This window comes from Pantoea agglomerans (genome assembly GCF_021397715.1).
GTDB classification, from domain to species: Bacteria; Pseudomonadota; Gammaproteobacteria; order Enterobacterales; family Enterobacteriaceae; genus Pantoea; species Pantoea astica.
Genome location: NZ_CP090207.1, coordinates 764,652 through 790,724, shown reverse-complemented (window position 1 = coordinate 790,724; position 26,073 = coordinate 764,652). Strand labels below are relative to the sequence as shown.

Sequence of the window (26,073 nt, the reverse complement as noted above, 5' to 3'; positions counted from 1 at the left end):
GGTCCTCCCGGTGAAAAGAGGACCCGCAGAGATCATCAGGCAGCCGGCATTAAACCGCACCGGCGCGAGAATTAATCCCCCAGCAGCACTGACTCCAGCGCAATTTTGATCATGTCGTTGAAGGTGGTCTGACGTTCAGCCGCCGTGGTCTGCTCGTGGGTACGGATATGGTCCGATACGGTACAGATGGTCAGCGCTTTAGCACCAAATTCTGCCGCCACACCGTAGATGCCCGCCGCTTCCATCTCAACGCCGAGGATGCCATATTTTTCCATCACGTCGAACATTTGCGGGTCCGGGGTATAGAACAGATCGGCGGAGAAGATGTTACCCACGCGCGCTTCCACACCCAGATTTTTAGCCGCATCGACCGCGTTACGCACCATGTCGAAATCGGCAATCGCTGCGAAATCGTGATCTTTGAAACGCATACGGTTGACTTTGGAATCGGTGCAGGCACCCATACCAATTACGATATCGCGCAGTTTAACGTCTGCACGCACTGCACCACAGGAACCCACACGAATGATCTTCTTCACGCCGAAGTCGGTGATCAGCTCTTTGGTGTAGATCGAGCAGGACGGAATGCCCATACCGTGGCCCATCACTGACACTTTGCGGCCTTTGTAGGTGCCGGTATAGCCCAGCATGCCGCGCACATTGTTCACTTCCACCGGATTTTCCAGGAAGGTTTCAGCAATGTGTTTCGCACGCAGCGGGTCGCCCGGCATCAGGACCACGTCAGCGAAGTCACCCATTTCGGCATTAATATGCGGAGTTGCCATTGTTACTTTATCCTTGTTAAATCGCTGGGTTACAGCATGTTCTTGCCATAGTCCATATCGGACAGGCCAAAATAGTGTGCAATTGTCTGACCGATATCGGCGAAGGTTTCGCGATAACCGAGTGAACCCGGTTCAACTTTCGGTCCGTAAATCAGAATCGGAATGTGCTCACGAGTATGTTCGGTGCCTTTCCAGGTCGGATCGCAGCCGTGGTCGGCGGTCAGGATCAGAATGTCATCCTCACCCACCAGCTCCATCAGCTCCGGCAGACGACGGTCAAACAGCTCCAGTCCGCCCGCGTAACCGGCGACATCACGGCGATGTCCCCAGGTCGAGTCGAAGTCGACAAAGTTGGTAAAGACAATCGACTGATCCGGCGCGATTTTCATCTCCTGAATCGTAGCGTCAAACAGCGCATCCAGTCCGGTCGCTTTGACCTTTTTGGTGATGCCCTGTTCCGCATAGATATCGGCGATTTTACCCACCGAAATCACATGACCGCCCTTCTCATCCACCAGCTTTTTCAGCATGGTGGCAGACGGTGGCTCAACCGCCAGATCGTGACGGTTGCCGGTGCGTTCGAAGTGACCCGCTTTATCGCCGACAAACGGACGCGCAATCACACGACCGATGTTATAGCCACCTTCCGTCAGCTCTTCGCGGGCAATTTCGCACAGCGCATAGAGGCGATCCAGGCCAAAGGTCTCTTCGTGACAGGCGATCTGGAATACGGAGTCCGCAGAGGTGTAGAAAATCGGCTTGCCGGTTTTCATGTGCTCTTCACCCAGCTGATCCAGAATCACCGTACCGGAAGAGTGGCAGTTACCGAGATAGCCCGGCAGCTCCGCGCGCTCTACCAGCTTATCGAGCAGTTCCTGCGGGAAGCTGTTCTCCTGATCGCTGAAGTAACCCCAGTCGAACAGCACCGGTACACCGGCGATTTCCCAGTGGCCTGACGGCGTATCTTTACCTGACGAAATTTCGCTGGCGTAAGCGTAAGCGCCGGTGATCTTCGCGTTCGGATCGAGGCCCGCCGGGAAGCGACCGGTAGAGAGTTCTGCGGCTTTAGCCAGACCCAGTGCGGTCAGGTTAGGCAGATGCAGTGGCCCTTTACGGCCTTTATCTGCTTCACCGTTGAAACAGGCTTCAGCAATGTGGCCGAGCGTATCTGAACCTTCATCACCGAATTTATCGGCATCTTTACTGGAGCCGATCCCGAAGGAGTCGAGAACCATAATAAAAGCACGTTTCATGCAAGTCTCCTGCGCAATGGCGCGTGACAAGTCAAAAAAAAGCGATCAGATCAGTATACCCGAATGCGTTGCCGCTGGCACCGATTACTGGCCGGTTAACTGACATCGCTCACACGACGATAGACCACTGGCGTGGCGGCGGGCGCGGTATCACTCAGCACCAGCGCGGCTTTGACCGCTGCGGCGGCCTGTTGCCACTGCGCTTCGTTGCTGGCATGGATAATCGCCAGCGGGCGCTGAGCATCAGCACGCTCACCCAGAGTAATCATCTCGCTTAAACCGACGCTGTAATCAATGCTGTCGCTGGCGCGCTGGCGTCCACCGCCCATCGCGACCACCGCCAGCCCCAGCGCCCGGGTATCCATGCTGCTGACGATGCCCGGCCGATCGGCATAGACCGCTTTGCTGAGCATCGGCGCGGGCAGATAGGTGTCGTAGCGCTCTACGAAATCGGCTGGCCCGTTCTGCGCCGCGACCATGCGGGCAAAAATTTCCGCCGCTTTGCCGTTATCCAGCACCTGCATCAGCTGCTGGCGCGCTTCTTTCTCATCTGCGGCCAGTTTGCCGGAAATCAACATTTCGCTGCACAGCGCCAGCGTCACTTCCAGCAGACGTGGATTGCGCTGTTCGCCGGTCAGGAAGCGCACCGCTTCCCGCACTTCCAATGCGTTACCGGCTGAGGAGGCGAGAACCTGGTTCATATCCGTCAGCAGTGCGGTCGTCTGGCAACCTGCGCCATTGGCGACGCCCACAATCGACTGCGCCAGACTTTCTGACGCCTCATAGGTTGGCATAAACGCGCCCGAACCCACTTTGACATCCATCACCAGCGCATCCAGCCCTTCCGCCAGCTTCTTCGCCAGAATCGAGGCGGTAATCAGCGGGATGGAATCGACGGTAGCGGTAATGTCGCGCGTGGCGTAGAAGCGTTTATCCGCCGGGGCCAGGGAGTTGGTCTGGCCGATAATCGCCACCCCAACCTGTTTGATGATTTCGCGGAAGCGGTCATCGCTGGGGAAGATATCAAAGCCCGGAATCGCCTCCAGCTTGTCCAGCGTGCCGCCGGTATGACCGAGGCCACGGCCGGAGATCATCGGAATATAGCCGCCGCAGGCGGCCACCATCGGCCCGAGCATCAGCGACGTCACATCGCCGACGCCGCCGGTCGAATGCTTATCCACCACCGGGCCATTCAGGTTGAGCGATTTCCAGTTCAGCACGGTACCGGAATCACGCATCGCCATGGTCAGCGCCACGCGCTCAGGCAGCGTCATGTCGTGGAAATAGATGGTCATCGCCAGCGCGGCGATCTGACCTTCCGAAACGGTGTTATCACGCACACCATTGATGAAGAAGCGAATCTCCTCTTCAGTCAGCGCATGGCCGTCACGTTTTTTGCGAATTATTTCTTGTGGCAGGAACAAGGTAACCCCCTGGTTCAGGGAAATCAGGATGGGGAACAGGCGGTCAGCGACCGCCTGAAAGATCAGTAACCCGCTTTGCTGGTGTCGCTGTCATGACCCAGGGTATTCAGCAGGCTCGCCAGCAGGCTTGATGCACCAAAACGGAAATGACGCGCATCGGCCCAGTCGGCACCCAGCGTCTCTTCCGCCATTTTCAGGTAGATCGCGGCATCTTCAGCGGTGCGCACGCCACCAGCGGGCTTAAAGCCAACCTGCTGGCTGACGCCTTTATCGCGGATCACGTTCATCATGATCTGCGCCACTTCAGGCGTGGCGTTAACCGGCACTTTACCGGTAGAGGTTTTGATGAAGTCCGCACCGGCATCAATCGCGATTTCAGAGGCCTGACGGATCAGCGCTTCCTGCTTGAGTTCGCCGGTTTCGATGATCACTTTCAGCAGCACATCTGCTTCGGCGCAGGCGGTTTTACAGGCTTTCACCAGATCAAAACCGACCTGGCTGTTGCCGGCAATCAGCGCACGATACGGGAACACCACATCCACTTCATCGGCACCGTAGGCGATCGCCGCGCGGGTTTCTGCCAGCGCAATCTCAATGTCGTCATTGCCGTGCGGGAAGTTAGTCACCGTGGCGATGCGGATTTCCGGGGTACCCTGCTCGCGCAGCGTTTTACGGGCAATCGGAATAAAACGCGGATAGATACAGATTGCGGCGGTGTTGCCTGCCGGGGATTTAGCCTGATGACACAGGGCGATCACTTTTGCGTCGGTGTCGTCGTCATTCAGGGTGGTTAAATCCATCAGTTTCAGGGCGCGCAGGGCAAGGTGTTTGATATCGGTCATGAGGCTCTCCAAAGGATCGAGGTGCGATCCACCGGCTGGCCGGCGGAATGTGATAATAATAACAGCGTCACCGGCTTTTTTATGTGCCAGCAGTCACATCAGAATAAGAAAATGATGTAATACTGACATGAAAAACCAGATCTGAGTCGCATATAACGCCATTTAAAGCCCATTATACGCCACCCGATCAAATGTTACTATTATCACATTCACCCTGGGGCAAAGGCGATCCGCTAGCGCTGAGCGGGTTGAAGGCGTACGGCAGGGAAAGCGGGATCGAGCTGAAACAGCTGCTGGCTGTTATGCCACAGCGCATCGGCGATCTCTTCAGGGGATTCTTCCCGCAGGGTGCAGAGCGTCTCCCACACCTGGCGCGCCCGTTCTGGCCGGTTTGGCTGGCCCTGAAAGCCTTTCAGCGGCATATCCGGCGCATCGGTTTCCAGCAGCAGCGAAGAGAGCGGCAGCTGCGCCAGCGTCTGACGGGTTTTGCTCGCCCGTTCATAGGTAATGGTGCCGCCGACGCCAATCGCATAGCCGAGTTTAATAAACGCCTGCGCCTGTTGCAGGCTACCCGCGAAGCCGTGTACTACGCCGCGACGCGGCAGATCGTGACGCCGCAGATGCTGGGCCAGCTTGTCATGGGTACGCCGTGAGTGCAGGATCACCGGCAGCGCATAGCGTTTCGCCAGTTTAAGCTGCGCATCAAGAAAGCGCAGTTGCTTATCAAACTGCGGATCGTCGCGATAGAGATCCAGCCCGATCTCGCCGATCGCCACCAGCTTACGCGGGCGCTGCTGCAGCAACGTCTCCAGCTGATCGAGATGGGCTTCCTGATGCTGCTCAATGGCAATCGGATGCAGCCCAAGCGCGGCGTAGAGCGGAGCATGGCTGGCAGCCAGCTCGCAGACCCGGTTAAACCGACTGGCCTCCACGGCCGGGATAATAATCTTCTCAACGCCTGCGGCAGCGGCACGCGTCAGGCTGGCCTCAGCATCCGCCTCAAACGGCGGAAAATCAAAATGACAGTGGGTATCGATAAACCTCATGCCAGCGATCCTTTATCGTAATCGGCATCATTATCTGCCAGCGGCGGCGTCATAATCTCGCGGTTATCCGGCGCATTGGCAACCGGCGCAGACGGCATCACGATGCGCGGCGGGCTTTGCGGCTCTGCATCAATGAGCCACTGGCCGAGCGTGGCAAGGAAATAGCGGCCGCAGCGTCGGCCCAGATGGTAATCCTGATTCAGCGACGATATCCGACTGCCGAGCGCGCTGCTGGCCAGCACATGCGGAGGAAAGATCTCAATAATGCGTAAGTCACCGGGCGGATTTTCAATAAACTGCTGAATCTCCCGATAGCTCTGCTCATGCTGGTGCAGCACGTTAATCATCGGCTGGAAGGCAGCCGCCGTCATCCAGCGCTCCATACGCTTAAACCATTTTGGCGTGTAGAACATCTGTGACGGTACGGTACGAATCACCACAATGGTATCTGCGCCACGGCGCGCCGCTTCCCGCACCGGAATCGCATCGCTGATACCGCCATCCAGATAGCTGATCCCTTCAAGGTTTACCCCAAGCCGGTAGAAGCCGGGAATGGCGCTGGAGGCTTTGATTAAATCCAGCCAGTTGTCAGCCGTTGGCGTGAAGTAGCCTGGCGTGTAATCGTCGCTGCGGCAGGCACACATGTAAAACTCACGTCCGCTGGAGAACATTTTTTCGGCGCTGGTCATCGCCAGCGGAAATTCGCTGCGCGTGGTTTCGACCAGCCAGTCGAGATCGATCAGATTACCGCCGCGCACGAAACGCAACGGATCGAAAAAGAGTTTATTGGTGGTGTAACGGGTTATCACGCGACGGGCGTAGCCAGGCTGACCACAGACAAAGGCAGAAAGATTTTGCGCACCGGCAGAGGTGCCAAGCATCAGTTGAAAGGGGTTGAATCGGGCACGCTGAAACTCATCCAGCACGCCTGCGGTGAAGATACCGCGTTGACCGCCGCCTTCACAGACCAGCGCAATTTTATGCGATTTAAAGGGTGTCAGCGCAAGAGGTTCAATGGCGCCGAGCGTAACGGGAATGCGTGTACCCACTGTGTGAACCTCAAAAGGGGTTCCCGCGGGCAGGCTGAGGGATTGTGACGTCTGTCCAGCAGCATTCCGGAGAACCAGTCATACCCTCCTTTAGCCGGGCAACCGCGCTGTGCTGATTGCCCCTTGTAACGGTGTGAAAAAATCCCTTTTTCACCTTATACGCTACAGATGACTGGTCTCCGCTTTATGCTTACATGCTTTGCATTATACTGCAGGACTCATCGGCTAAAGCTTTTTACGGCCGGTAAACAGGCTGATGAGGAACAGGATAATACCAACAACGAAGACAACTTTAGCTGCCCATGCTGCTGTACCCGCTAAACCGCCAAAACCTAACGCTGCAGCAATCAGTGCGATCACCAGAAAAATAATGCCCCAACGAAACATAAGCCTCTCCTTACCCTATTGAAAATCGAACTGCTTATTTAATCCCCGGATGGGTATCTTTTATCCGTGCGGCCTGCTGTTGCGGCCGCACGGTTACCATTAAGATTTAACCGTCAGGTCATTCTTAACGCTTTTCACGCCTTCAATGGCTTTCGCAATGCTCTCAGCGCGGTCTGACTGCGCCTGATTTGCAACGTGCCCTGAAAGCTGAACAACGCCGTCGGTGGTTTCAACTTTTACGTTGCGCGACGGAACAATGTCATCCGCTAATAGCTTAGCTTTAATTTCGCTGGTCGTAGCGGCATCGCCCGCATAACCTTTCATTGACTGAGATTTGCTGTCTTTAACGTGTAGTTTGTCACTGACGGATTTAACACCTTCGATTTTCTGCACCACAGCCACGGCTTTTTCAGCCTGATCCTGTGAGGTGACGAAACCGCTTAATGTCACCACGCCCTGATGCGTTTTCACCGAAATATCCGTGCTTTTAATCGCGTCATCATCAACCAGTGCGGCTTTTGCCTTGGCGGTGATGCCGCTGTCATCCATAAAACCATCGACTTTTTTCATAGAACTATCGATTTTTGAACCCGCGCTGTCGGCTGTCTGTGACGCTTTCTGCGACATTGATTCGTCAGCCAGTGCGCTGCCGCTGATCAGTGCTGAGCCAATCATTGCAGCCATCAGGGTTTTAGCAATCTTAGTCTTGTTCATCGATATATTCCTTCTATCAGTTAACTCGCCCAAAACTGTGGGCGCAACAGCAGCAAACCGCGCTGCTGGGTTACAGGACGTAAGGACAAGAGAAGTCTCTTCCGCCGTCCGATAGAGTAATCATAGACGGCATTTCGCGCTTTGCCTGGCTAACTGGTTGATCACACGTCAAAACAGAAGAAAAACGGGGTTTTTAGGAGGAGTCTGGAAGGAGGAAAACAGGGCCATTCCCAGCTGGAATGGCCCTGATAGCGCAGAATCAGTGCTCGCGGGTTTTGCGGAACCTGACGTCAGGATAACGTTCCTGCGTAATATTCAGATTCACCATGGTTGGGGCGATATAAGTCAAATTATCACCGCCATCCAGCGCGAGGTTAACTTCGTTTTTACGCTGGAAGTCTTCGAACTTTTTCGCATCGTCACATTCGACCCAACGCGCCGTTGAGACGTTGATCGCTTCGTAGATCGCCTCGACGTTATATTCGCTCTTCAGACGCGCCACCACCACATCGAACTGAAGCACCCCGACGGCACCGACGATCAGGTCGTTGTTGTGAACCGGACGGAACACCTGTACCGCACCCTCTTCCGACAGCTGAACCAGCCCTTTCAGCAGCTGTTTCTGCTTCAGCGGATCGCGCAGGCGGATACGACGGAACAGCTCCGGCGCGAAGTTCGGAATACCGGTGAACTTCATGTTCTCACCCTGAGTGAAGGTATCGCCGATCTGAATGGTGCCGTGGTTATGCAGGCCGATGATGTCGCCGGGATAGGCTTCTTCAACGTGGGAACGGTCGCCCGCCATAAAGGTCAGCGCGTCAGAGATCACCACATCTTTGCCGGTGCGCACCTGGCGCAGCTTCATCCCTTTCTCATATTTCCCTGACACCACGCGCATAAAGGCCACGCGGTCACGGTGTTTCGGGTCCATGTTGGCCTGAATTTTAAATACGAAGCCGGTAAATTTCTCTTCGCTGGCTTCAACGGTGCGGGTATCGGTTTTGCGCGGCATCGGACGCGGTGCCCAGGCGACCAGGCCATCCAGCATATGATCCACGCCGAAGTTACCCAGCGCGGTGCCGAAGAAGACCGGCGACAGTTTGCCGTTAAGGAACGCTTCCTGCTCAAACTCGTGCGATGCGCCCTGCACCAGCTCCAGCTCTTCACGCAGCTGTGCCGCCAGATCTTCCCCGACCGCGATGTCGAGGTCCGGGTTGTTCAGCCCCTTCACGATGCGGACATCCTGAATGGTGTGGCCTTTACCGGTCTGGTAGAGATAGGTTTCATCTTTGTAGAGGTGATACACCCCTTTGAACAGCTTGCCGCAGCCGATAGGCCAGGTGATGGGCGCACAGGCAATTTTCAGCTCGCTTTCCACCTCATCCAGCACTTCCATCGGATCGCGGATGTCACGGTCAAGTTTGTTCATAAAGGTCAGGATCGGCGTATCGCGCAGACGGGTGACTTCCATCAGCTTGCGGGTACGATCCTCAACGCCTTTCGCGGCATCGATCACCATCAGACAGCAGTCAACCGCGGTCAGCGTACGGTAGGTATCTTCCGAGAAATCTTCGTGACCCGGTGTATCCAGCAGGTTCACCAGGCTATCGCGATAGGGGAACTGCATCACCGAGGTGGTAATGGAGATACCACGCTGTTTCTCCATCTCCATCCAGTCCGACTTAGCGTGCTGGTTAGAGCCGCGGCCTTTTACCGTACCGGCGGTCTGGATAGCCTGTCCGAACAGCAGGACTTTTTCGGTAATGGTGGTTTTACCGGCATCCGGGTGCGAAATTATCGCGAAGGTGCGGCGGCGTGCCACCTCTTCTAAAAAGGGATTAGACATGGGATTCTTCTCAATGGAGCAGCGCGCTCGGTCTGGCGCTGCTGATAAATCACGGTGGCCGGCAGAACCTTACCGGCGGGTAAACGGTGCCAAAGGCGACATCATGTCGTCGGCGGGTCAGCGCGAAGTTACATTGGCGTAAAATCCGGTTACCTGGTCAGCTTTAAGGCGGCATAGCATACAATATTTTGCGCGCAGCGGCGAACAGCGGCGGCGGAAAAAGTTGTCTGCCTGGGGTCGATGGTCAAAACAGATGACAACCCGGCACACGATGTGCAGGATAAAGGTTTTCAATTTCAGGGAATTTCCCATGAGCGCCAGACCGGTCCCCCTGGAGGGCCGTATTCGACAATACTGGGATGAGCTTTCCCTTCACGAACAACGACTGGCAGAAGTGCTGCTCGCGGCGCCCGGTCAGCTAGCGATGAATACCGCTACGGAACTGGCGCAGAGCGCGGGCGTCTCCAAAGCGACCGCCACCCGTTTTTTTCGTCATCTTGGCTATGAGAGCTACGAAGCGGCGCGTCGTCAGGCGCGTGAAATGCAGAATAGCGGTTCGCCCCTTTATCTGCACACGGGTTCCAGCGCCTCGCCGCTCGATAGTCTGATGCAGCAGCACCTGGAAAAAGAGATCGCCAATCTGGTGAATACCTTTCGTTCGCTGGAGGGCGACACGCTGCAGTCATGCGTGGAGGCGATCGCCCAGGCGCGTCGCGTGGTCATCCTGGGCTGGCGTCACAGCCAGACCATCGCCGCCCTGATCTATCGCGATCTGCTGCATGTCCATCCCCATGTCTCGCTGCTGCCACGCGCTGGCGACTCGCTGGCCGAGCAGCTTGCCGACCTCGGCCAGCAGGATCTGGCGATCTGTGTCGGTCTGCGTCGTCGTATGCCAGCACTGGATTCCGCAATGGCGGCGCTAGACCTGCTGGAGGTCCCTATGCTTTATCTGTCCGATGCATTAGCGGGAAAACCTGCGCGCCACGCGCGCTGGACATTGCGCTGCCACACCGATGGAAGTCTGATTTTCGACAGCACGGTGGCGCTTTCTGGCGTCTGCAACCTGCTTTGCTCGCTGGTGGCCCGCCATTCAGGCAAGGCCGGTAGCGATCGTCTTGCTGCCATCGAGGTCCTGCACCAGCAACTCGACGAGCTGGAATAATGTGCCACGCTGGCGCATCCCCTTCCCTCTGATGCCCTGAAAAGGTGCGCCGTTGTTCGGCGTACCTGACGCGTCACGCCGCCTGAAGAAACAAAAGAAAAATAAAATACAGAAAAAGAAACAGATGTTTCTCACTGATTTTGTTTGTAAAAGCGCCGGGCTCAGCTGCCTTCTCTGTTTGCGGTGCCGCAAAGTGGCACGAAAGCTGCTCGGGTATTGATGAACTTCACCAATACCAGGGGATCACCATAATGAAAAAAATCGCACTCTTTCTCACCGCGCTACTGGCCGTCAGCGCCGCGCAGGCTGATACGCTTTCGGATATTAAAAGCAGCGGCAAAATTACCGTTGGCATCGACCCGACCTTTCCGCCCTATGAATATACCAGTGACAAGGGCGAGGTCACCGGCTACAGCGTCGCCATCATGCAATCCTTCGCTCAGGATCTGGGAGTGAAACTGGTGTTTCAGAAAACCGCCTTCAGCGGCATTCTGCCCGGTCTGATCTCCGGCTCGTTCGACGCCGAAGGCTCCTCACTCAACGTCACCGCCGAGCGTGCAAAGAAGGTGCTGTTTACCGTCCCCTACAGCAAAACGGTTAATGGCGTGCTGATGCGTAAAAACGACGCGGAGAAATTTAACGGATCGCCGATAGACCCGGCGCGCCTCTCCGGGCTGCGCGGTGCCGTTAAGAGCGCCAGCGTGCCAGAACAGTTGCTGAAAGGCTTTAACGAAGAGCTGAAGAAAGCCGGCAAAGCGCCCATTACGATTATCAGCGTCGATACGCTGGATCAGACCGTCACCACACTGATGACAAAACGCGCCGACTTCGTACTGGATGATATTGCTGTGCTGGCACCGATCGTGAAAAAGCATTCCGATAAAGTCGCGCAGGCCGGGGAAGCCGGGCCTTCTCAATGGATGGCCTGGGCCACCCGTAAAGAGGATCTGACGCTGAACAAGGCGATCAGCGACCATATTCTGGCGATGCAGCAAAGCGGCAAACTTGGCGCACTGCAAAAGCAGTATCTCGGCACCACCTTTACCGTACCCGCCAGCAATTTTATCCCTCAGGAGTAAGCGATGAGTCCTCTCTCTATCCGGGTGCCGGCCGGGCATGGCCGTACCTTTCAGGTTCGCAAAGGTCAGTTGATTACCATTATCGACAGCCAGGGCCAGCAGGCCGCCGACTTTGTGGCGGTGAATGCCGCTAACCATGATGAGAAACTTTCGCCGGTGCATACCCGTCAGCATCTGCGCTCGCTTTTCTTTCAACCCGGGGATGCACTCTGGTCCAGCGAAAACCGCCCGCTGCTGCGCATCGTCTCCGACACCATTGGTATTCATGACGCCAATGTTCCGGCCTGCGATCGCACACGTTTCAGCGTTGATTTCGGGGTAGAAGGCCATCGCAACTGTGTCGACAACTTGCTGGAGGGCATGAAGTCGCACGGCATCACCTATTTCTCATTGCCGGAACCGTTCAATCTGTTTCAAAACGGGCCGGTAACCGCCGACGGTCGTATGGAGGTCACCGATCCGCACAGCAAGGCCGGTGACCAGATCGTCTTCGAGGCCCTGTGCGATCTGATCTGCGCCGTCTCCTCCTGTCCACAGGACATCATTCCCGGCAACGGCCTGCAGGTTACGCCGATCGCCATTGAGATCCACGACGGCCAGCCTGCGGAGGTGAACCATGCTGTTAATGCGTGAAGGATTTGAGGAAGTGGTATCGCGTCCTGTTGCCGCCCCACTTAACGTTGCTGCGGGTAGCGTCGGTTCGATTCGGGTGCTGCGCGGCCAGTTACTGCGTATCAGCGCGCTGGCGCCAGGTGCAGTGGCGTCGCTGTTCGGTTTCAGTCTCGCCGATCCGGCGATATGGCTCTCGGTGCACCACACCCGCGTCTTCAGCAACAGCTATCTGCTCGGCTCAGGCATGCGGCTGGTTAACAATCGCCGACGCCCGGTGATGGTGCTGGGCAAAGATAGCGTTAAGCGCCACGACCTGCTGCTTCCCGCCTCAACGCGTGCCTTTCTGGCCTCGCGCGGCTATCAGGGTGAGGGTTGTGTCGAGGCGGTTCGCGGCGAACTGTCGCGTCTCGGCATGACGGTGCCGAAACTTCCCGACCCCATCAATCTCTTTATGCATGTCAGGCTCACGCGCGCGGGCGAGATCCTGCCTGAACCCAACCTGACACGCGCGGGCGACGCAATTACCTGCCGCGTCACCATGGATATGCAGTTTATCGTTTCGGCCTGCAATACCGGCATCGAGGGCAACGACCAGCCAGCGCCGCTTCGCCTTGCGGTGGCGGAAAACCTGTCCGATTTTAAGCTGGAGTAGCCGGTGATGGGGCTGAATGAACAGATAGTCAGCGCCCTGCCCGAACTGGGATATGGCCTGCTGATGACGCTTTGTCTCACCGTACTGGCGGCGCTGTTCAGCCTGGCGATGGGCCTGCTCGGCTGTTTTCTTCAGTTACGCCGCTTCTGGTTGTGGCGAGGCATCGGCCGCCTCTACGTCAGCCTGATGCGCGGCACCCCGGCCATCGTGCAGCTGTTTGTGGTGTTTTTCACCCTGCCACGGCTGGGCCTTGGCGGACAGCCGATGCTGGCGGCGGTGATCGCCATCGGCCTCAACAGCGGCGCCTACGTGGCGGAAATTCTGCGCGTGAATCAGGATCTGGTCACACGCGGCCAGCGCGAGGCGGCGCGCACGCTGGGCCTGAGCCGATGGCTGACCTGGTGGTACGTAATCAATCCGCAGGTGCTGCAGGCCAGCCTGCCAATGCTGGTGAACGAATTTACCATTCTGCTCAAAACCACGCCGCTGGCGTCGGTGGTGGCGCTCACCGAACTGACCTACGCGGGCCAGATCGTCATCGCTCGTACCTATGAGACAACGCAGGTGCTGCTGCTGGTTGCGGCAGGATATCTTTTAATCGCGCTGCCGCTGATGCGCTTTGCGCATCAGCTGGAACGCAAAGGGAGGCGCACATAATGGACTGGCAGGTGATTTTCACGGCGCTGCCGTCACTGGCCGAGGGAATGGCTGCCACGCTGCAGCTCTGCGCCGTCGCTGCGCTTTGCTCATTACTCTGGGGCAGCATCATGGCAATCGGTCTGATGCGTGCGCCAGCCTTCTGGCAACGCTTGCTGCGTTTCTACAGCGCGCTGACGCTGGCTCTGCCGCTGCTGGTGGTGATCTATCTGCTCTATTTCGTGCTGCCGGAGTATGGCGTCACCTTCAGCTCGCCGCAGGTCGGCGTGCTGGCGCTGACGCTTTACTACGCTCCCTATATCGCTCAGGTCATACGCAGTGCCATTGCGGCGCTGCCCCGCAGCCAGTGGGAAGCATCCCGCGTGCTGGGGCTGAGCCGTACGGAGCAATTACGTGACGTGGTGTTACCGCAAACGCTGCCGCAAATGCTCTCGCCGCTGATCGGGCTGTTGATCGGTCTGATTAAGGATTCCGCACTGCTTTCTATCGTCTCGGTACAGGAGTTTATGTACGCCGCCAGAGAGGTGATCTCCGCGACCTATGCGCCGCTGGAGATTTACCTCACCGTGGCGGTCTGCTACTGGGTACTCAACAGCCTGCTCGACGGGCTGGCACGCCGCCTTGAATTTCGCATGACGCGCTATCGCCGCATCATGCCGCATTAACCAGGAGAATCTTATGTCAGCTGAATATCAGCAGCGCGCGGCGCTGCTTGTCCCGGCGCGTCACGGCCGGGCCGTTTTATTGCAGAAAGGCGAAGCCGTACAGGTGATCAATTCGCACGGCACCCAAGTGGTGGATTGCTGGGCTTATAACGCGGCGGACGTGACTGAATATATGTCGATGGAGGCGACACGCGTCTGGAACCAGCGTCTTAATCCCACAACAGGCGACAGTTTTATCACCAATCAGCGCCGCCCCATTCTGACGCTGGTGGAGGATAGTTCACCGGGGGTGCACGACACCTTTATGGCCGCCTGCGACGCACGCCGCTATGCCCTGCTGGGCTGTACCGAGCCGCACCGCAACTGTCATGACAACCTGTTTGAGGCGATGGCGGCGCTGGGCGTGAGCCTGCCACACGGCAACCTGGCGTCGTTTAACATTTTTATGAATATTCAGGTACAGCCAGACGGCATGACGCTGAAAACGCTGCCGGTGGTGACGCGTGCGGGGGACTACATCATCCTTCGCGCCGAGATGGACTGCTATGTCGCCTTTTCGGCCTGCCCACAGGATATTGTCAGCATTCAGGGCGCTGGCGACAATACACCGCGCAATGCGGAGCTACGCATTCTTACCGGTAACTTCCCCAACCCGCCACTGACGGGACCCTGGGTGCCAGCCAGCTAGCTAGCAGGGCGTTACCCGCCGCGAGACGGGTAACGGGGTTAGCTAGCCCAGCACTTTTTTCACGCAGGCTTTGAAGATCTGCACGCCAATCTCCAGCGAATCCAGATCAAAGCGCATATCGGGATGATGCAGCCCTGGCGTCAGGTTGGTGCCTAATCCCCAGAAGCCCGCCTTCACGCCGGGACGTTTAACTGGATAGTAGAAAAAGTCTTCGCTGCCTGGGGTCGTTCTCTCCGGCAGCAGTCCCTCTTCTCCCAGCACCTCAACAATCGCCGCACGGATCACCGCCGTCGCCTCATCGTCAATTTCAGCCGCCGGCATCTCTTTCAATACCCGGACCTCTGCCGTGGCACCGAGCGCCGCGACGCTGTTGACGATCGCGCGCGTAACCTGTTCTTTCAGCACCTCCATCGGCGCATTTTCCTGCGAGCGCAGATCCCACACCACCCGCGCTTCATCCGGCACCGAGTTGGTGACGCCCGCGTCACACAGGAAACGTGTCGCTTTGACGCTCCAGTTAAGACCCGGCGACAGATGCAGCGTGTTTACCGCATTCACCGCCTGTACCGCCGCATCCAGCGCGTTAACGCCGAGGTGCGGGCGCGCCGCGTGCGCCGGCTGGCCCTTGATGGTGGCTTCCAGCGTGCTGCAGGCTGAGTAAAGCACCGCAGGCACCGCCTGTCCCACCACGCACTCTTCCAGCGGCCGCAGGTGGAATCCCAGAATCATCTCTACATCATCCAGCGCGCCGCCCTCAACCATCGCCAGTGCGCCCGCCCCCAGCTCTTCCGCGGGCTGGAACAGAATTTTTAGCCGGCCGCGCTTCACCGCGCCCTCTTTGAGTAACGCCGCCGCCGCAGTCAGCACCACGGAAGAGTGACCGTCGTGGCCGCAGGTGTGACGCGCGCAGGGCACGCCATCAATGATATGACCCAGCGCATCCATATCGGCGCGCAGCGCCAGCACCGGACCCGGCACTCCACTGTCGATCTCCGCCACGATACCGGTGGTGTTGTTGATGTTGCGCGTCACCTTCAGGCCCGCTCGCTCCAGCTGGTCGGCGATGTAAGCGGAGGTTTTCACCTCCTGGAATCCCAGTTCCGGGATCTCATGCAGAAAATGGTAATGCTCTAATACCTCAGACACGGCTTCACTCCTGAATAAACAGACGCATAACAAACATCGCGATCAGCGCGTTGCTGATGCTTACCAGCATCAGCAGCGGCCAGTATTTTTTCGGAACATCGGCCACGCCCAGCAGCCGCCCCATATATTGCAGTTGCGATCCCATCAGAAAGATCGCCGGTGCCAGCACGGTAATATCCGCGCCGGTCAGCAGCCCTTTAGTCAGCAGGCTGACCGCCACGCCGGTGCCCGCCGATGAGGAGAGCCACGCGGTCAGCAGCACGGTAATCGCTTCGCCTGGCAGGCCAAACAGGCCCATCACCGGGGCAAAAACCTGTCCCAGCAACGGCATAATACCGAGCAGGTTGAGCACTTCCGCCAGCACATACGCCATCACCACATTGGGCATCAGATTATGAATGGCGATATGAAAGCCTTTACGCGCACCGGTGACAAACACATCAAACGGGTTATGACTGACGTTGGCGGCGTTATTATTTTCCATCGCTGAAATCCTTTTGATAAACACTGTTTAACACGAAGCGGGTTATCGCCGCACCGACAAATTTCAGCACCAGCATGAGCATCAGCGGGATAATGATCGGCAGCGTCATTGAGGCAAACAGCGCCGAACCAATAGCAAAATAGTTATTGATTAAACCGGCGCCGGAATATTGCCAGGCGCACATCACCACGACCTCTTTTTTACCGATCTGTTTCTGGTCAGCCATCTCTTTGGTTAATGCCGCGCCTGCGTCGGTGCTTTGCAGATCGGTAATTAACGCCAGCCCGCAGCGTCCCGGCAGGCCCATTAAGGGTTTCAGTAATGGTGTCAGCAGCCGGTGCGCTGCGCGGATCGCGCCGTAGTGGGTGAAGATTTCCAGCACGCCCAGCGCCAGCATCACGGTCGGCGTGAGTGACAGCGCAAACAGGAAACCCGCTTTAGCACTAAGCCCGCCGGCCCCAAGAAAGGTGTTGCTGGCCGGATCTTTCATGGTGCCAAAGCTGCCACCCAGCGTGGTGAAGTCAAACGCCCCCAGCCATTTCAGCCCATCCACCCGATAAAACAGCCCCGAGAAAAACAGGATGGCGAAAATCAGCGCCAGATAACTGCCTTTACTGGCGCTGACGGTTTCCGCCTTAACCACACTCTGATTCGACATTATTTCCTCCTGATGTCGCTGACCTGCCGTTTATTCCGCGCTGCGGCAGCGTTCAATATTGGGAACTCTGTTTTAAGCAGGAATTATGCCAGCGCACAGCGAACGTCCCTTATTCAGCGCTGACCCAGCCATAACCGGCGAATAATCCACCGCAATGGGCGGGATCTATTTAGCGGACGCAGACTCACTGCGCCGGAATTATTTTCATCACGAAATCAGATTGGCGAAAATGAAATCAGTGCCAGGCCGCCTGCACCAGCATGACTCAGCCAGGGTGCACTAAAAGGGTGCCAGCGATACAGAGTGCGAAGCTGATAAAAAATGAGAATCCGTCGCATTCAGGTTGTGAAATAATTCTATTTAAATCAATCAGATAAATTGGCAGTTTTTGCGGAAAAGGCTTCACATTGCTAACATGTTTGATGCATAATTCACCGCCTCTCACCTGTTTTTTTAACATATTCTTACAAGGACTCGGCCATGCTGACTGCTGAAATGACTGGGCGTCTGAACGACCAGCTGAACCTGGAATTTTTCTCCGCCAATCTTTATCTGCAAATGAGTGCCTGGTGCAGCGACAAAGGATTCGAAGGTGCCGCCTCGTTCCTGAAAATGCACTCGCGCGAAGAGATGGAACACATGCAGCGCCTGTTCGATTATCTGAGCGATACCGGCGCGATGCCGGTACTGGGCACCATTGCTGCGCCGCCGGTTTCATTCACCTCCCTGAATGAAATCCTGCAGCAGGCGCTGGAGCACGAGCAGCTGATCACCACCAAAATCAACGAGCTGGTGCATGCGGCGATGACCTCACAGGATTACCCGACCTTTAATTTCCTGCAGTGGTACGTGGCTGAGCAGCACGAAGAAGAGAAGCTGTTCAAAACCGTGCTGGATAAACTGGCGATGGTAAGCAACAGCGGTAACGGTCTGTTCCTGGTCGATAAAGATCTGGGCCGGATGAGCACCGAAAACCACAGCGCGTAATACTATCGGCCCAGTCCCTGGGCCGACCTTTTCCTGCTCCGCCGCGATAACAGCCGGTTAGTCCAGCCGGTATACGCTGGCTGGCTCGCCGTTAACCCACAACGCCCGCGTCTCGCCTGCTGGCAATACCAGGCTGATTTCACGCCACGCCGGCTGGTAATCGCCGCGTTTTTCAATCGTCAGATCGATTCGGGTAGCGCTGCCGCGCAGCGTCCAGTTCAGCCACAGCGCATTTCCCTGCTGCCAGCCATAACTTTCACCGTCATCGTCAAACACCTCTCCCTGCGTCACCGCCTCCGCGGGCGCTGGCCATAACTGCCACTGACGCACCCGGTCGCGTTGCGCATCGGTGGTGCTTTCACACTCGCCCAGCGGAATCACTGCCCCAGCACGTACCAGCAACGGCAGACGATCCAGCGGTGCATCCAGCGTAATCTGCTCACCGCCAGCCAGCCACTGACCGCTGTGCCAGTCATACCAGCCATGCCCGTTGTGCGGCAGATAGACCTCACGCTGTCGCGCGCCCTGCTCCACCACGCTGGCGACCAGCAGATCGCGCCCCAGCATAAAGTCATCATTTTCCTGCCAGCTGCGCGGGTCCTGTTCATGATCGAGAAAGGTCGGACGCAGCATCGGCTCATCCTGCGCGCTGGCCTGCCACGCCAGGGTGTAGAGATAAGGCATCAGGCGATAACGCAGCCGAATCGCCTCGCGGATCATCGGCGTCACCTCCGGGTACATCCAGGGTTCATTCACCGTGTGATCGTCATTCCATGAGTGGATGGTAAAGCGCGGATGCATCACGCCATTCTGAACCCAGCGCACAAACAGCTCGGCATCGGGCTTGTCGCCGGAAAAACCGCCGACGTCATGGCCGACGTTATAGAGTCCGGAGAGGCTCATCCCCAGCCCCATGCGGATGTTGTAGCGCAGGGTTTGCCAGCTGGTCCGGTTGTCGCCGCTCCAGGTTTGTACATAGCGCTGCATCCCGGCACAGCCGGAGCGCGAGATCAGGTAGGGCCGCTTGTCGGGCGCGAACTGCTGCTGTGCCTCCATTGAGGCGCGCATCATCAGTAACGGCATCACCGGCCGGATATGCTTGATGGCAATCGGCTGACCGAAGCCGTGACAGCGCGCTTCGCCATCCCACACCTCATACTCATTGTTGTCGTTCCAGGTGGCATCAATGCCCTTTTCCAGCAGCTGACGGGTGACATTCTCCTGCCACCAGCGCACCGCCTGCGGATGGGTAAAGTCGAGGTGCGAACCTTCATCATCCCAGAAGACAGACCGCTCAGGACGATCCTGCTCGGAATCGCGAATAAACAGCCCCTGCGCCGCCACTTCCTGATAACGCGGATGATCCTGGAGCAGACAGGGTTTGATGTTGGCCGCCAGCTTCATGCCGGCACGATGAAACGCCTCGCTCAGCGCGTTGGGATCGGGCACTTTGTCGTAGTTCCAGTTAAAGACGTAGCGCTTATTGTTAATCGAGGTATAGCCCGACGACAGCTGGAACGAGTCGCAGGGGATTTCATGCTCGCGGCACAGGCGAATAAACGATTGCAGCTGCTGTTGCGCGTCGGGCGCGTCGGTGTAGTGCATGGTCGAGCCGCTGTAGCCGAGGCTCCATTTAGGCTGAAACAGGGTGCGACCGGTCAGGCGCACAAAGGCTTTGGTGACCTCAAGCAGCGTCGGTCCCAGCATCATGTAGTAATCGAGATCGCCCGCCTCGGCACGATAGCGGCGATAAGGCAGATGGTAGTTATCCAGCTCGTTGCCGAGATCGAGCCAGCTACTGCTGAGATTGTCATAGAACAGACCGAAACTGACGCCATCGCGCTGCGTCAGGGTAAACGGGATATGTTTATAGAGCGGATCGGTGCTGGCGGCGTTATAGCCCATCGCATCCAGATTGCGCATCTCAAAGCGACGGTTTGCGCGATTCAGATCGCCGCTCTTTTCTCCCAGGCCATAGACCCGATCCTGCGGCTGGCGGCGCTGATAGTGTTCCACGCCGTCGCCGTGGACGTTGAGCAGATAAGCGCCGGTATGGCGATCGGCGGCCAGCGGTTGCCAGTCAGCACCGTCGAACTGTTCCCAGCTCAGGCAGAGCGGCTGATGTACCGTGACCCGCAGCCGTCCGGTGCTGATCTGCACCTGTTGCGCATCGTGCTGCACGCTGAAATCGGGCAACGCAAAACCGTCCAGCGCTTCGCGATCCCGGCCCTGCCACGGCACATCCTGATCGGGCGCGATGCTCCAGGTGCGGTTCAGCGCCAGCTCACCGTCGCGCTTCAGCAGCACCCGCATCAGTCCCTCTTCCAGCACATAGAGGCGCAGAAAATGACGATCCTCCACCTTCAGCTCAACGAAATGCGCAGCCTGCTGATGCAGGGTCCAGTTCTTCAGAGTTTTCATCGGATATCCTTAATGGTTTACCGGGCGCTGGCGGCGTTCGGCGATCAACATCACCAGGAAAACCGCGCCAATCAGGTCAAAAAAGCCCATTGCCACAAACAGCGGATTGAAGCCGATGGTATCGGCGGTGACACCGATAATCAGCGAGAAAATAAAGCTGGCGATCCATGCACAGGAGCCGCGCATACCGTTAACCGTGGCCATCTGGCGGCGATCAAACCGCTCGACCACCAGCGCGCTCAGCATGCAGGAGATCACCTGATGGCCGAAGCCGCCGACGGAGATTAGCGCAATCGCCAGCCAGGGATCGTCAACCAGCGTCATCAGCGCCAGCGAGACCATCAGCAGCGCGCCGGTAACGGAGCTGGCGACGATGGAATTGACACGGGTCAGGCCGAACCAGCGCACATAAATTTTGGTCAGATAGCCGCTGGCGACGCTGCCGAGATCGGCGGCGAGGAACGGCAGCCAGGCGAACATCACAATCTGCTTGAGATCCATGCCGCGTTCGTTTGCCAGATAGAGCGGTACCCAGAAGCTCAGCACCGCCCAGGCCGGTTCCGCCAGAAAGGCCGGAATGGCGATGCCGTAAAATTTCTTCTCTTTGCCGATCACTTTTAACGCGGTGAAGAACGGCAGCTTCTCGCCGATCGCTTCATTATCCTGATTAATAAAGGCGCGCTCTTCATCGGAGAGACGCGGATGACGGTCCGGTGCGTGATAGCCCCACCACCACAGCCCGACCCACAGCAGGCCGAGCCCGCCGGTCAGCAGAAACGCGCCCTGCCAGCCAAAGGAGATGTGGGCAACGTAGATGATGGGCGGTGCCAGCATCGCGCCGACCGAGAAGCCGACGCCTGCCCAGCCCGCCGCCACCGGCCGCTCTTTTTTCGGGAACCAGTCGCCAATCGCTTTGGCGTTAGCCGGTGTGGCGGCCGCTTCCGACGCGCCCATCACGAAACGCAGCAGCGCCAGATGCAGCCAGCTGCCCGCACCCGCATGCAGCAGGCAGGTTACCGACCAGATCAGCGCACAAATCAGAAAGCCCATCTTCAGGCCGATCACATCGATCAGCCAGCCACAGATCGGCTGAAACAGGGTATAGGCCAGCTGAAACCCCGCCACCACCCATGAGTACTGTTCGGTAGTCATGTTGAGGCTGTTTTTCAGCTCCGGCGCCAGAATGCCGAGTGAGTTGCGGGTGATGTAGTTCACCGTTACCCCCAGCAGAAACATCCCCAGCATCCACCAGCGTAAATTTTTAATCACGCGAACCGTGCGCGAGGCGCTGATCGGCTTGGTTGTTGATTCGAGGCTCATAGTGCCACTCCTGATATGCGTTGATGACTCACACCGCCGGCAGGCGTACCGCGTGTCTGTGCAACGACGTTAGAAAAGTGCGAAACGTGGGTACAGCCTCTTTTTTGCAAATTTTTTCATGGCAGGCTAACGCCAGCGTAAAAAGCGTGGTCAATCGCATATCTGACGCGATTCAGCACCTTATGAAAAATTTTTCATCAGCAGATTTGAAGGCGATCACAGAATGAAACAAAGGCTGAAAGTGAGTGAAATTGCGGCGCTGAGCGGGGTCTCGATCAGCACTGTCTCGCGGGTGCTGGCGGGAAAAGCCAATACCCGTCCCGCCACGCGCGACAAGGTGCTGGCGATTGCCCGGCAGCAGGGCGTGCTGAATAACCTGCACAGCGGTCGCCTGCTGCTGAACAATCTGATGGTGTTTGCGCCGCCGCGCGCCTTTGATGTGCGCAGTGATATCTTCTACTACAAGGTGATTCAGGGCATCAGTCAGGCGGTGGAGCCGCATGAGGTCAGGCTGCGCTACTGCGCGCTGGAGGAGATCGAGAGTGATGCGGCGCTGTTTATCGATAAGATGCAGCAGACCGAGGCGGCGCTGCTGATCGGCATCGATGACGAGCATATTCACCAGCTGGCGGCAGAGATGAACAAGCCCTGCGTGCTGATTAACGCCCGCGATCGCCGGATGCGTTTACCGTCGGTGTCGCCGCATCATCAGCTGATTGGCGAATTTTCGGCGCGCTACCTGTTTGAGCAGGGACACCGGCAGATCCTGTCGCTGCACTGTCTGCGGCGTTACACCATGGAGCAGCGCTTACAGGGCGTGCGTGACGCCTGGCACGCGATGAACCTGCGTTTTGACAGCCGTCAGCATCTGCTGACCCTTAACAGCTTCAGCAGCAATGAAGCGGCGGAACGGCTAAGTGAATATCTGCGCCACTGTCCCGACGCGCTGCGCCCGACGGCGATTCTGGCCAGCGGTGACTATATTGCGGCCGGGGCGGTCAGCGCGCTGGAGCAGGCTGGCCTGCGGGTGCCGCAGGATATTTCGGTGATGAGTATGGATGGCTTCAACCTGGCCGCCATCCACGATATTCCACTGACCTCGGTGCAGGTGCCACGCGATGAGCTGGGCGCGGCGGCGGTGAGGATGCTGCAGGAGCTGCGGCTGCATCCCGGCGCACCGCCCGGCACGCTGCTGCTGAATGGCAAACTGGTGGTGCGCGATTCGGTGCGCCGCATCCGCGATAATCTCAGCCATGCGCCGGTGCAGCAGCATGGCCTGTATGATTAACCCAGCGTTTTCAGCCGCAGCTCTGAGGGCTGCGGACGGCCGAACAGGAAGCCCTGGAACAGCGTACAGCCTTCGTCACGCAGCTTCGCGAACTGTTCGCTGCTCTCCACGCCTTCGGCGGTGATCTGAATATCCAGGCTGCGGCTCATGCCGGTAATCGCCCGGATAATCGCCAGCGCCTCGCGGCTGTCACCCATGTCGTTAATAAATGACTTATCGATTTTGATCTTATCGAACGGGAAGGAGCGCAGATAACTCAGTGACGAATAGCCGGTACCGAAATCATCCAGCGCAATCTGTACCCCCAGCGCTTTCAGGTTTTGCAGCGTGCGGATATTGCCGAGCGAGTCATCCAGCAGCACTGACTCGGTGATCTCCACCTCCAGCCGGGCCGGGTCGAGCCCCGATTCCGCCAGCGCGCCTTCCACCACCGACACCAGCGAGCTGTTTTTGAACTGCAGCGGCGACAGGTTCACCGACACCGACTGCACCCCTTCCCAGCTTGCCGCTTCGCGACAGGCTTCATACAGGGCAAACGCCCCCAGCATATGAATCAGCCCGGTCTCTTCGGCGATCGGGATAAAATCGTTCGGCATGATCAGCCCGCGGATCGGATGATGCCAGCGCATCAGCGCTTCATAGCCGATGATGGTGATGTTGTCGCCGTTGGTGATCGGCTGATAGTAGAGGCGCAGATGCCCGCCGCTGATCGCGTCGCGCAGATCGTTCTCAATCACGCGCCGGCTGCGCGCCACATCATCCATCGCCAGGGTGAAATGCTCAAAGCGGTTACGGCCATTGCGTTTGGCTTCATACAGCGCCATGTCGGCACAGCGCAGCAGCTGTTCCGGCGTATTGGTGATGGTGGTGCTGAGCGCGATGCCGACGCTCAGCCCCACCGACAGGTTATGGCCTTCAATATTCACCGGCGGCCGAATCGCTTCGATCAGGCGCTGCGCCACAATGCTGGCTTCATCATTGTTAGCCACCGACGGCAGCACGATGGCGAACTCGTCACCGCCAATGCGCGCCAGCGTATCCTGATCGCGCAGGGTACTGCGCAGGCGCTTCGCCACCGAGCGTAACAGCTCATCACCAATCTGGTGGCCCAGCGCGTCATTGACGTTCTTGAAGTTATCGAGGTCCAGACAGAGTGCCGCCGTCTGGCGCTCTGTCTGGCTGGCGGTGCGCAACGCCTCGCTCAGACGCTGGCGGAACAGAATGCGGTTTGGCAGGCTGGTGAGGTTGTCATGGTGCGCCATATGGTGAATGCGGGCATCGGCAGCACGCTGATCGGTGACATCTTCCACGATCAGCATCAGGTAGTTACGCCGCGCATCCTGCCCGTTGATGGCGGTGGCGCGGGTATGCAGAATGCGTTCGCCGCTGGCGGTCATCAGCAGTTGCTCACGCTCATGAATACCTTCACTGCGCAGCGCCACATCGGCGAGATTATTGAAATAGTCGCTCAGCTCAGGCGACATACATTCATGTGGCCGCTTGTTCACAATCAGCGATTTCGACAGGCCAAACAGCTGCTGCGAACGATCGTTGACCAGCAGGATCTCGCGAGTGATCGCATCTTCTACGATCACACAGGAGGGAATATTGGCGATGATATTATCAAGAAACTTCGACAGCGCGGTCTTCTGCGCACTCTGGGCTTCAGCCAGATCGCGGGCGCGCAGCACCTGCTGCTCCTGCTCACGCCGCTCGGTGCGATCGCGGGTAATTTTGGCAAACCCCATCAGCTTGCCATCATCGTCATGGATCGCATCGATCACTACATGTGCCCAGAAGGCGCTGCCATCTTTGCGGTAACGCCAGCCTTCATCCTCAAAGCGGCCGGTCTTCAGAGCGATGCCGAGGTTCGCTTCCGGGGTGCGATTCAGTCGTTCCTGGGCGCTGTAAAACAGCGAGAAATGCTGACCGACGATCTCATCCGCCTTGTAACCTTTGGCACGCTGCGCGCCCGCATTCCAGTTCACCACCCGCCCTTCGATATCCAGCATGTAGATGGCGTAATCGGTGACGCCTTCGACCAGCAGGCGAAAACGCTGTTCATGTTCACGCTGCAGATTGCGGATGCGCTGCTGTTCACTGCAGTCGCGGGTGATTTTGGCATAGCCGATCAGTTTGCCCTGATCGTCGCGGATCGCATCGATCACGACGTGCGCCCAGAACGCGCTGCCATCTTTGCGGTAGCGCCAGCCCTCATCTTCGAAGCGGCCAGTGCGGTAAGCGGTTTGCAGGTTTTGCGACGGCAGATGCTTCAGCCGATCCTGCGCGCTGTAGAAGCGTGAGAAATGCTGGCCGACAATCTCTTCGGCGACATAGCCTTTGGTGCGCTGGGCACCGGCATTCCAGTTCACCACGTTGCCGTCGTGATCGAGCATATAGATGGCGTAATCGGTGACGCCCTCCACCAGCAGGCGAAAGCGCGCCTCCTGCTCACGTTCTTTACGTTGCTGTTCCTGCTGCCGGGTACAGTCGCGGGTGATGTGGGCGAATCCCACCAGCAGGCCGGCATCGCTGCGCATCGGGTTAATCACTTCATGCGCCCAGAACGCACTGCCATCTTTGCGGTAGCGCCAGCCTTCGGTTTCGTAATGTCCGGCGGTAGCGGCGATATCCAGACCACGCTGCGGCAGGGCCCGGCGGCGATCCTCTTCGCTGTAAAACAGGGCGAAGCTGCGGCCGATAATTTCGTCTGGCGCATAGCCGATGGTGCGCCCGGCTCCCTGATTCCAGCTGGCGACAGCACCATCGGGTTTGAGCATAGTGATGGCGTAATCAGTCACGCTTTGTATCAGCATGCGATACATGACATCAGAGTTATTATCCATTGTTATTAGCCTGCTGCTCGGTAGCCGGGTGATGGCTTAGGAATGTTCTTAATCGCGTAGGC

The 26,073-nt window shown here is 57.7% G+C and carries 24 protein-coding genes; 9 read left to right on the top strand and 15 right to left on the bottom strand.

Annotation, left to right across the window (positions count from 1 at the left end; translation table 11 throughout):
• Window positions 1-71 precede the first annotated feature (71 nt).
• The 9 genes from deoD to prfC all read right to left on the bottom strand — a co-directional run bounded on the left by deoD (window position 72) and on the right by prfC (window position 9,346).
• Window positions 72-785 carry a purine-nucleoside phosphorylase gene (deoD, locus tag LZU96_RS03860; RefSeq protein ID WP_010248951.1) on the bottom strand — a complete coding sequence of 238 codons (714 nt, stop codon included), beginning with the start codon at window positions 783-785 and terminating at the stop codon, window positions 72-74.
• Between the two features lie 29 nt (window positions 786-814).
• Window positions 815-2,038: a phosphopentomutase gene (gene deoB, locus LZU96_RS03855; RefSeq protein WP_233987136.1), complete on the bottom strand. Its 1,224-nt coding sequence runs from the start codon at window positions 2,036-2,038 to the stop codon at window positions 815-817.
• A 95-nt stretch (window positions 2,039-2,133) separates the two neighbouring features.
• Window positions 2,134-3,462, bottom strand: a complete 1,329-nt coding sequence (gene deoA, locus LZU96_RS03850) for a thymidine phosphorylase (protein ID WP_233987135.1) — start codon at window positions 3,460-3,462, stop codon at window positions 2,134-2,136.
• Window positions 3,463-3,524: 62 nt separating this feature from the next.
• Window positions 3,525-4,304 (bottom strand): deoxyribose-phosphate aldolase, encoded by a 780-nt coding sequence (gene deoC, locus LZU96_RS03845; RefSeq protein ID WP_233987134.1) that lies wholly within the window; start codon window positions 4,302-4,304, stop codon window positions 3,525-3,527.
• 233 nt (window positions 4,305-4,537) lie between these two features.
• Window positions 4,538-5,350 carry a TatD family hydrolase gene (locus tag LZU96_RS03840; protein ID WP_233987133.1) on the bottom strand — a complete coding sequence of 271 codons (813 nt, stop codon included), beginning with the start codon at window positions 5,348-5,350 and terminating at the stop codon, window positions 4,538-4,540.
• Window positions 5,347-6,399 carry a patatin-like phospholipase family protein gene (locus LZU96_RS03835; protein ID WP_233987132.1) on the bottom strand — a complete coding sequence of 351 codons (1,053 nt, stop codon included), beginning with the start codon at window positions 6,397-6,399 and terminating at the stop codon, window positions 5,347-5,349. Before LZU96_RS03835 ends, LZU96_RS03840 begins: the two co-directional genes overlap by 4 nt.
• Window positions 6,400-6,624: 225 nt before the next feature.
• Window positions 6,625-6,786: a DUF1328 domain-containing protein gene (locus LZU96_RS03830; protein ID WP_003848537.1), complete on the bottom strand. Its 162-nt coding sequence runs from the start codon at window positions 6,784-6,786 to the stop codon at window positions 6,625-6,627.
• A 99-nt stretch (window positions 6,787-6,885) separates the two neighbouring features.
• Window positions 6,886-7,500: a molecular chaperone OsmY gene (gene osmY / locus LZU96_RS03825; protein WP_233988125.1), complete on the bottom strand. Its 615-nt coding sequence runs from the start codon at window positions 7,498-7,500 to the stop codon at window positions 6,886-6,888.
• Window positions 7,501-7,759: 259 nt separating this feature from the next.
• Window positions 7,760-9,346: a peptide chain release factor 3 gene (gene prfC / locus LZU96_RS03820; RefSeq protein WP_233987131.1), complete on the bottom strand. Its 1,587-nt coding sequence runs from the start codon at window positions 9,344-9,346 to the stop codon at window positions 7,760-7,762.
• A 310-nt stretch (window positions 9,347-9,656) separates the two neighbouring features.
• Here prfC and LZU96_RS03815 point away from each other — a divergent pair, with 310 nt between their 5' ends.
• The 7 genes from LZU96_RS03815 to LZU96_RS03785 all read left to right on the top strand — a co-directional run bounded on the left by LZU96_RS03815 (window position 9,657) and on the right by LZU96_RS03785 (window position 14,861).
• Window positions 9,657-10,508, top strand: a complete 852-nt coding sequence (locus tag LZU96_RS03815; RefSeq protein WP_233987130.1) for a MurR/RpiR family transcriptional regulator — start codon at window positions 9,657-9,659, stop codon at window positions 10,506-10,508.
• Between the two features lie 251 nt (window positions 10,509-10,759).
• Window positions 10,760-11,587, top strand: a complete 828-nt coding sequence (locus LZU96_RS03810; RefSeq protein WP_233987129.1) for a transporter substrate-binding domain-containing protein — start codon at window positions 10,760-10,762, stop codon at window positions 11,585-11,587.
• A gap of 3 nt (window positions 11,588-11,590) precedes the next feature.
• The gene (locus LZU96_RS03805) at window positions 11,591-12,220 is read left to right on the top strand and encodes a DUF1989 domain-containing protein (RefSeq protein ID WP_233987128.1); all 630 of its coding nucleotides are present in this window, start codon (window positions 11,591-11,593) and stop codon (window positions 12,218-12,220) included.
• Window positions 12,204-12,851 (top strand): urea carboxylase-associated family protein, encoded by a 648-nt coding sequence (locus LZU96_RS03800; protein WP_233987127.1) that lies wholly within the window; start codon window positions 12,204-12,206, stop codon window positions 12,849-12,851. The genes LZU96_RS03805 and LZU96_RS03800 overlap by 17 nt, the downstream gene beginning before the upstream one ends.
• A gap of 6 nt (window positions 12,852-12,857) precedes the next feature.
• Window positions 12,858-13,508, top strand: coding sequence for an amino acid ABC transporter permease (locus LZU96_RS03795; RefSeq protein ID WP_233988124.1), 651 nt, complete (start codon window positions 12,858-12,860; stop codon window positions 13,506-13,508).
• Window positions 13,508-14,173 carry an amino acid ABC transporter permease gene (locus LZU96_RS03790; RefSeq protein ID WP_233987126.1) on the top strand — a complete coding sequence of 222 codons (666 nt, stop codon included), beginning with the start codon at window positions 13,508-13,510 and terminating at the stop codon, window positions 14,171-14,173. Before LZU96_RS03795 ends, LZU96_RS03790 begins: the two co-directional genes overlap by 1 nt.
• A gap of 13 nt (window positions 14,174-14,186) precedes the next feature.
• Complete coding sequence (locus LZU96_RS03785) at window positions 14,187-14,861, top strand: DUF1989 domain-containing protein (protein WP_233987125.1); 675 nt, start codon at window positions 14,187-14,189, stop codon at window positions 14,859-14,861.
• 42 nt (window positions 14,862-14,903) lie between these two features.
• Here the strand turns inward: LZU96_RS03785 and LZU96_RS03780 are convergent, their stop codons facing one another.
• From LZU96_RS03780 to LZU96_RS03770, 3 genes are read right to left on the bottom strand one after another with little or no spacing between them, the layout of a single operon-like run.
• A complete protein-coding gene (locus LZU96_RS03780) occupies window positions 14,904-16,007 on the bottom strand; it encodes a M20 peptidase aminoacylase family protein (protein WP_233987124.1) in 1,104 nt (367 codons plus the stop codon).
• 4 nt (window positions 16,008-16,011) lie between these two features.
• Complete coding sequence (locus LZU96_RS03775; protein ID WP_233987123.1) at window positions 16,012-16,491, bottom strand: YjiG family protein; 480 nt, start codon at window positions 16,489-16,491, stop codon at window positions 16,012-16,014.
• Window positions 16,481-17,149 carry a nucleoside recognition domain-containing protein gene (locus LZU96_RS03770; RefSeq protein WP_233987122.1) on the bottom strand — a complete coding sequence of 223 codons (669 nt, stop codon included), beginning with the start codon at window positions 17,147-17,149 and terminating at the stop codon, window positions 16,481-16,483. Before LZU96_RS03770 ends, LZU96_RS03775 begins: the two co-directional genes overlap by 11 nt.
• Before the next feature lie 480 nt (window positions 17,150-17,629).
• On the opposite strand from LZU96_RS03770, the gene ftnA reads away from it, so the two are divergent.
• Window positions 17,630-18,136 carry a non-heme ferritin gene (gene ftnA / locus LZU96_RS03765; protein WP_089561944.1) on the top strand — a complete coding sequence of 169 codons (507 nt, stop codon included), beginning with the start codon at window positions 17,630-17,632 and terminating at the stop codon, window positions 18,134-18,136.
• Between the two features lie 57 nt (window positions 18,137-18,193).
• Here the strand turns inward: ftnA and LZU96_RS03760 are convergent, their stop codons facing one another.
• Together LZU96_RS03760 and LZU96_RS03755 are read right to left on the bottom strand one after the other, a co-directional pair.
• Window positions 18,194-20,557 carry a TIM-barrel domain-containing protein gene (locus LZU96_RS03760; protein ID WP_233987121.1) on the bottom strand — a complete coding sequence of 788 codons (2,364 nt, stop codon included), beginning with the start codon at window positions 20,555-20,557 and terminating at the stop codon, window positions 18,194-18,196.
• A gap of 9 nt (window positions 20,558-20,566) precedes the next feature.
• Window positions 20,567-21,877, bottom strand: a complete 1,311-nt coding sequence (locus LZU96_RS03755; protein WP_233987120.1) for an MFS transporter — start codon at window positions 21,875-21,877, stop codon at window positions 20,567-20,569.
• 223 nt (window positions 21,878-22,100) lie between these two features.
• On the opposite strand from LZU96_RS03755, the gene LZU96_RS03750 reads away from it, so the two are divergent.
• Window positions 22,101-23,165, top strand: a complete 1,065-nt coding sequence (locus tag LZU96_RS03750) for a LacI family DNA-binding transcriptional regulator (protein WP_233987119.1) — start codon at window positions 22,101-22,103, stop codon at window positions 23,163-23,165.
• On the opposite strand, the gene LZU96_RS03745 is transcribed toward LZU96_RS03750, so the two are convergent.
• Window positions 23,162-26,011 (bottom strand): bifunctional diguanylate cyclase/phosphodiesterase, encoded by a 2,850-nt coding sequence (locus LZU96_RS03745; protein ID WP_233987118.1) that lies wholly within the window; start codon window positions 26,009-26,011, stop codon window positions 23,162-23,164. The genes LZU96_RS03750 and LZU96_RS03745 overlap by 4 nt on opposite strands.
• Between the last annotated feature and the right edge of the window lie 62 nt (window positions 26,012-26,073).

Excerpts from the sequence above, each read along its gene's own strand:
- deoD (WP_010248951.1), bottom strand. The coding sequence starts at position 785 with ATGGCAACTCCGCATATTAATGCCGAAATGGGTGACTTCGCTGACGTG.
- deoB (WP_233987136.1), bottom strand. The coding sequence starts at position 2,038 with ATGAAACGTGCTTTTATTATGGTTCTCGACTCCTTCGGGATCGGCTCC.
- deoC (WP_233987134.1), bottom strand. The coding sequence starts at position 4,304 with ATGACCGATATCAAACACCTTGCCCTGCGCGCCCTGAAACTGATGGAT.
- LZU96_RS03840 (WP_233987133.1), bottom strand. The coding sequence starts at position 5,350 with ATGAGGTTTATCGATACCCACTGTCATTTTGATTTTCCGCCGTTTGAG.
- LZU96_RS03830 (WP_003848537.1), bottom strand. The coding sequence starts at position 6,786 with ATGTTTCGTTGGGGCATTATTTTTCTGGTGATCGCACTGATTGCTGCA.
- osmY (WP_233988125.1), bottom strand. The coding sequence starts at position 7,500 with ATGAACAAGACTAAGATTGCTAAAACCCTGATGGCTGCAATGATTGGC.
- prfC (WP_233987131.1), bottom strand. The coding sequence starts at position 9,346 with ATGTCTAATCCCTTTTTAGAAGAGGTGGCACGCCGCCGCACCTTCGCG.
- LZU96_RS03815 (WP_233987130.1), top strand. The coding sequence starts at position 9,657 with ATGAGCGCCAGACCGGTCCCCCTGGAGGGCCGTATTCGACAATACTGG.
- LZU96_RS03810 (WP_233987129.1), top strand. The coding sequence starts at position 10,760 with ATGAAAAAAATCGCACTCTTTCTCACCGCGCTACTGGCCGTCAGCGCC.
- LZU96_RS03805 (WP_233987128.1), top strand. The coding sequence starts at position 11,591 with ATGAGTCCTCTCTCTATCCGGGTGCCGGCCGGGCATGGCCGTACCTTT.
- LZU96_RS03800 (WP_233987127.1), top strand. The coding sequence starts at position 12,204 with ATGCTGTTAATGCGTGAAGGATTTGAGGAAGTGGTATCGCGTCCTGTT.
- LZU96_RS03795 (WP_233988124.1), top strand. The coding sequence starts at position 12,858 with ATGGGGCTGAATGAACAGATAGTCAGCGCCCTGCCCGAACTGGGATAT.
- LZU96_RS03790 (WP_233987126.1), top strand. The coding sequence starts at position 13,508 with ATGGACTGGCAGGTGATTTTCACGGCGCTGCCGTCACTGGCCGAGGGA.
- LZU96_RS03785 (WP_233987125.1), top strand. The coding sequence starts at position 14,187 with ATGTCAGCTGAATATCAGCAGCGCGCGGCGCTGCTTGTCCCGGCGCGT.
- LZU96_RS03775 (WP_233987123.1), bottom strand. The coding sequence starts at position 16,491 with ATGGAAAATAATAACGCCGCCAACGTCAGTCATAACCCGTTTGATGTG.
- LZU96_RS03770 (WP_233987122.1), bottom strand. The coding sequence starts at position 17,149 with ATGTCGAATCAGAGTGTGGTTAAGGCGGAAACCGTCAGCGCCAGTAAA.
- ftnA (WP_089561944.1), top strand. The coding sequence starts at position 17,630 with ATGCTGACTGCTGAAATGACTGGGCGTCTGAACGACCAGCTGAACCTG.
- LZU96_RS03760 (WP_233987121.1), bottom strand. The coding sequence starts at position 20,557 with ATGAAAACTCTGAAGAACTGGACCCTGCATCAGCAGGCTGCGCATTTC.
- LZU96_RS03755 (WP_233987120.1), bottom strand. The coding sequence starts at position 21,877 with ATGAGCCTCGAATCAACAACCAAGCCGATCAGCGCCTCGCGCACGGTT.
- LZU96_RS03750 (WP_233987119.1), top strand. The coding sequence starts at position 22,101 with ATGAAACAAAGGCTGAAAGTGAGTGAAATTGCGGCGCTGAGCGGGGTC.
- LZU96_RS03745 (WP_233987118.1), bottom strand. The coding sequence starts at position 26,011 with ATGGATAATAACTCTGATGTCATGTATCGCATGCTGATACAAAGCGTG.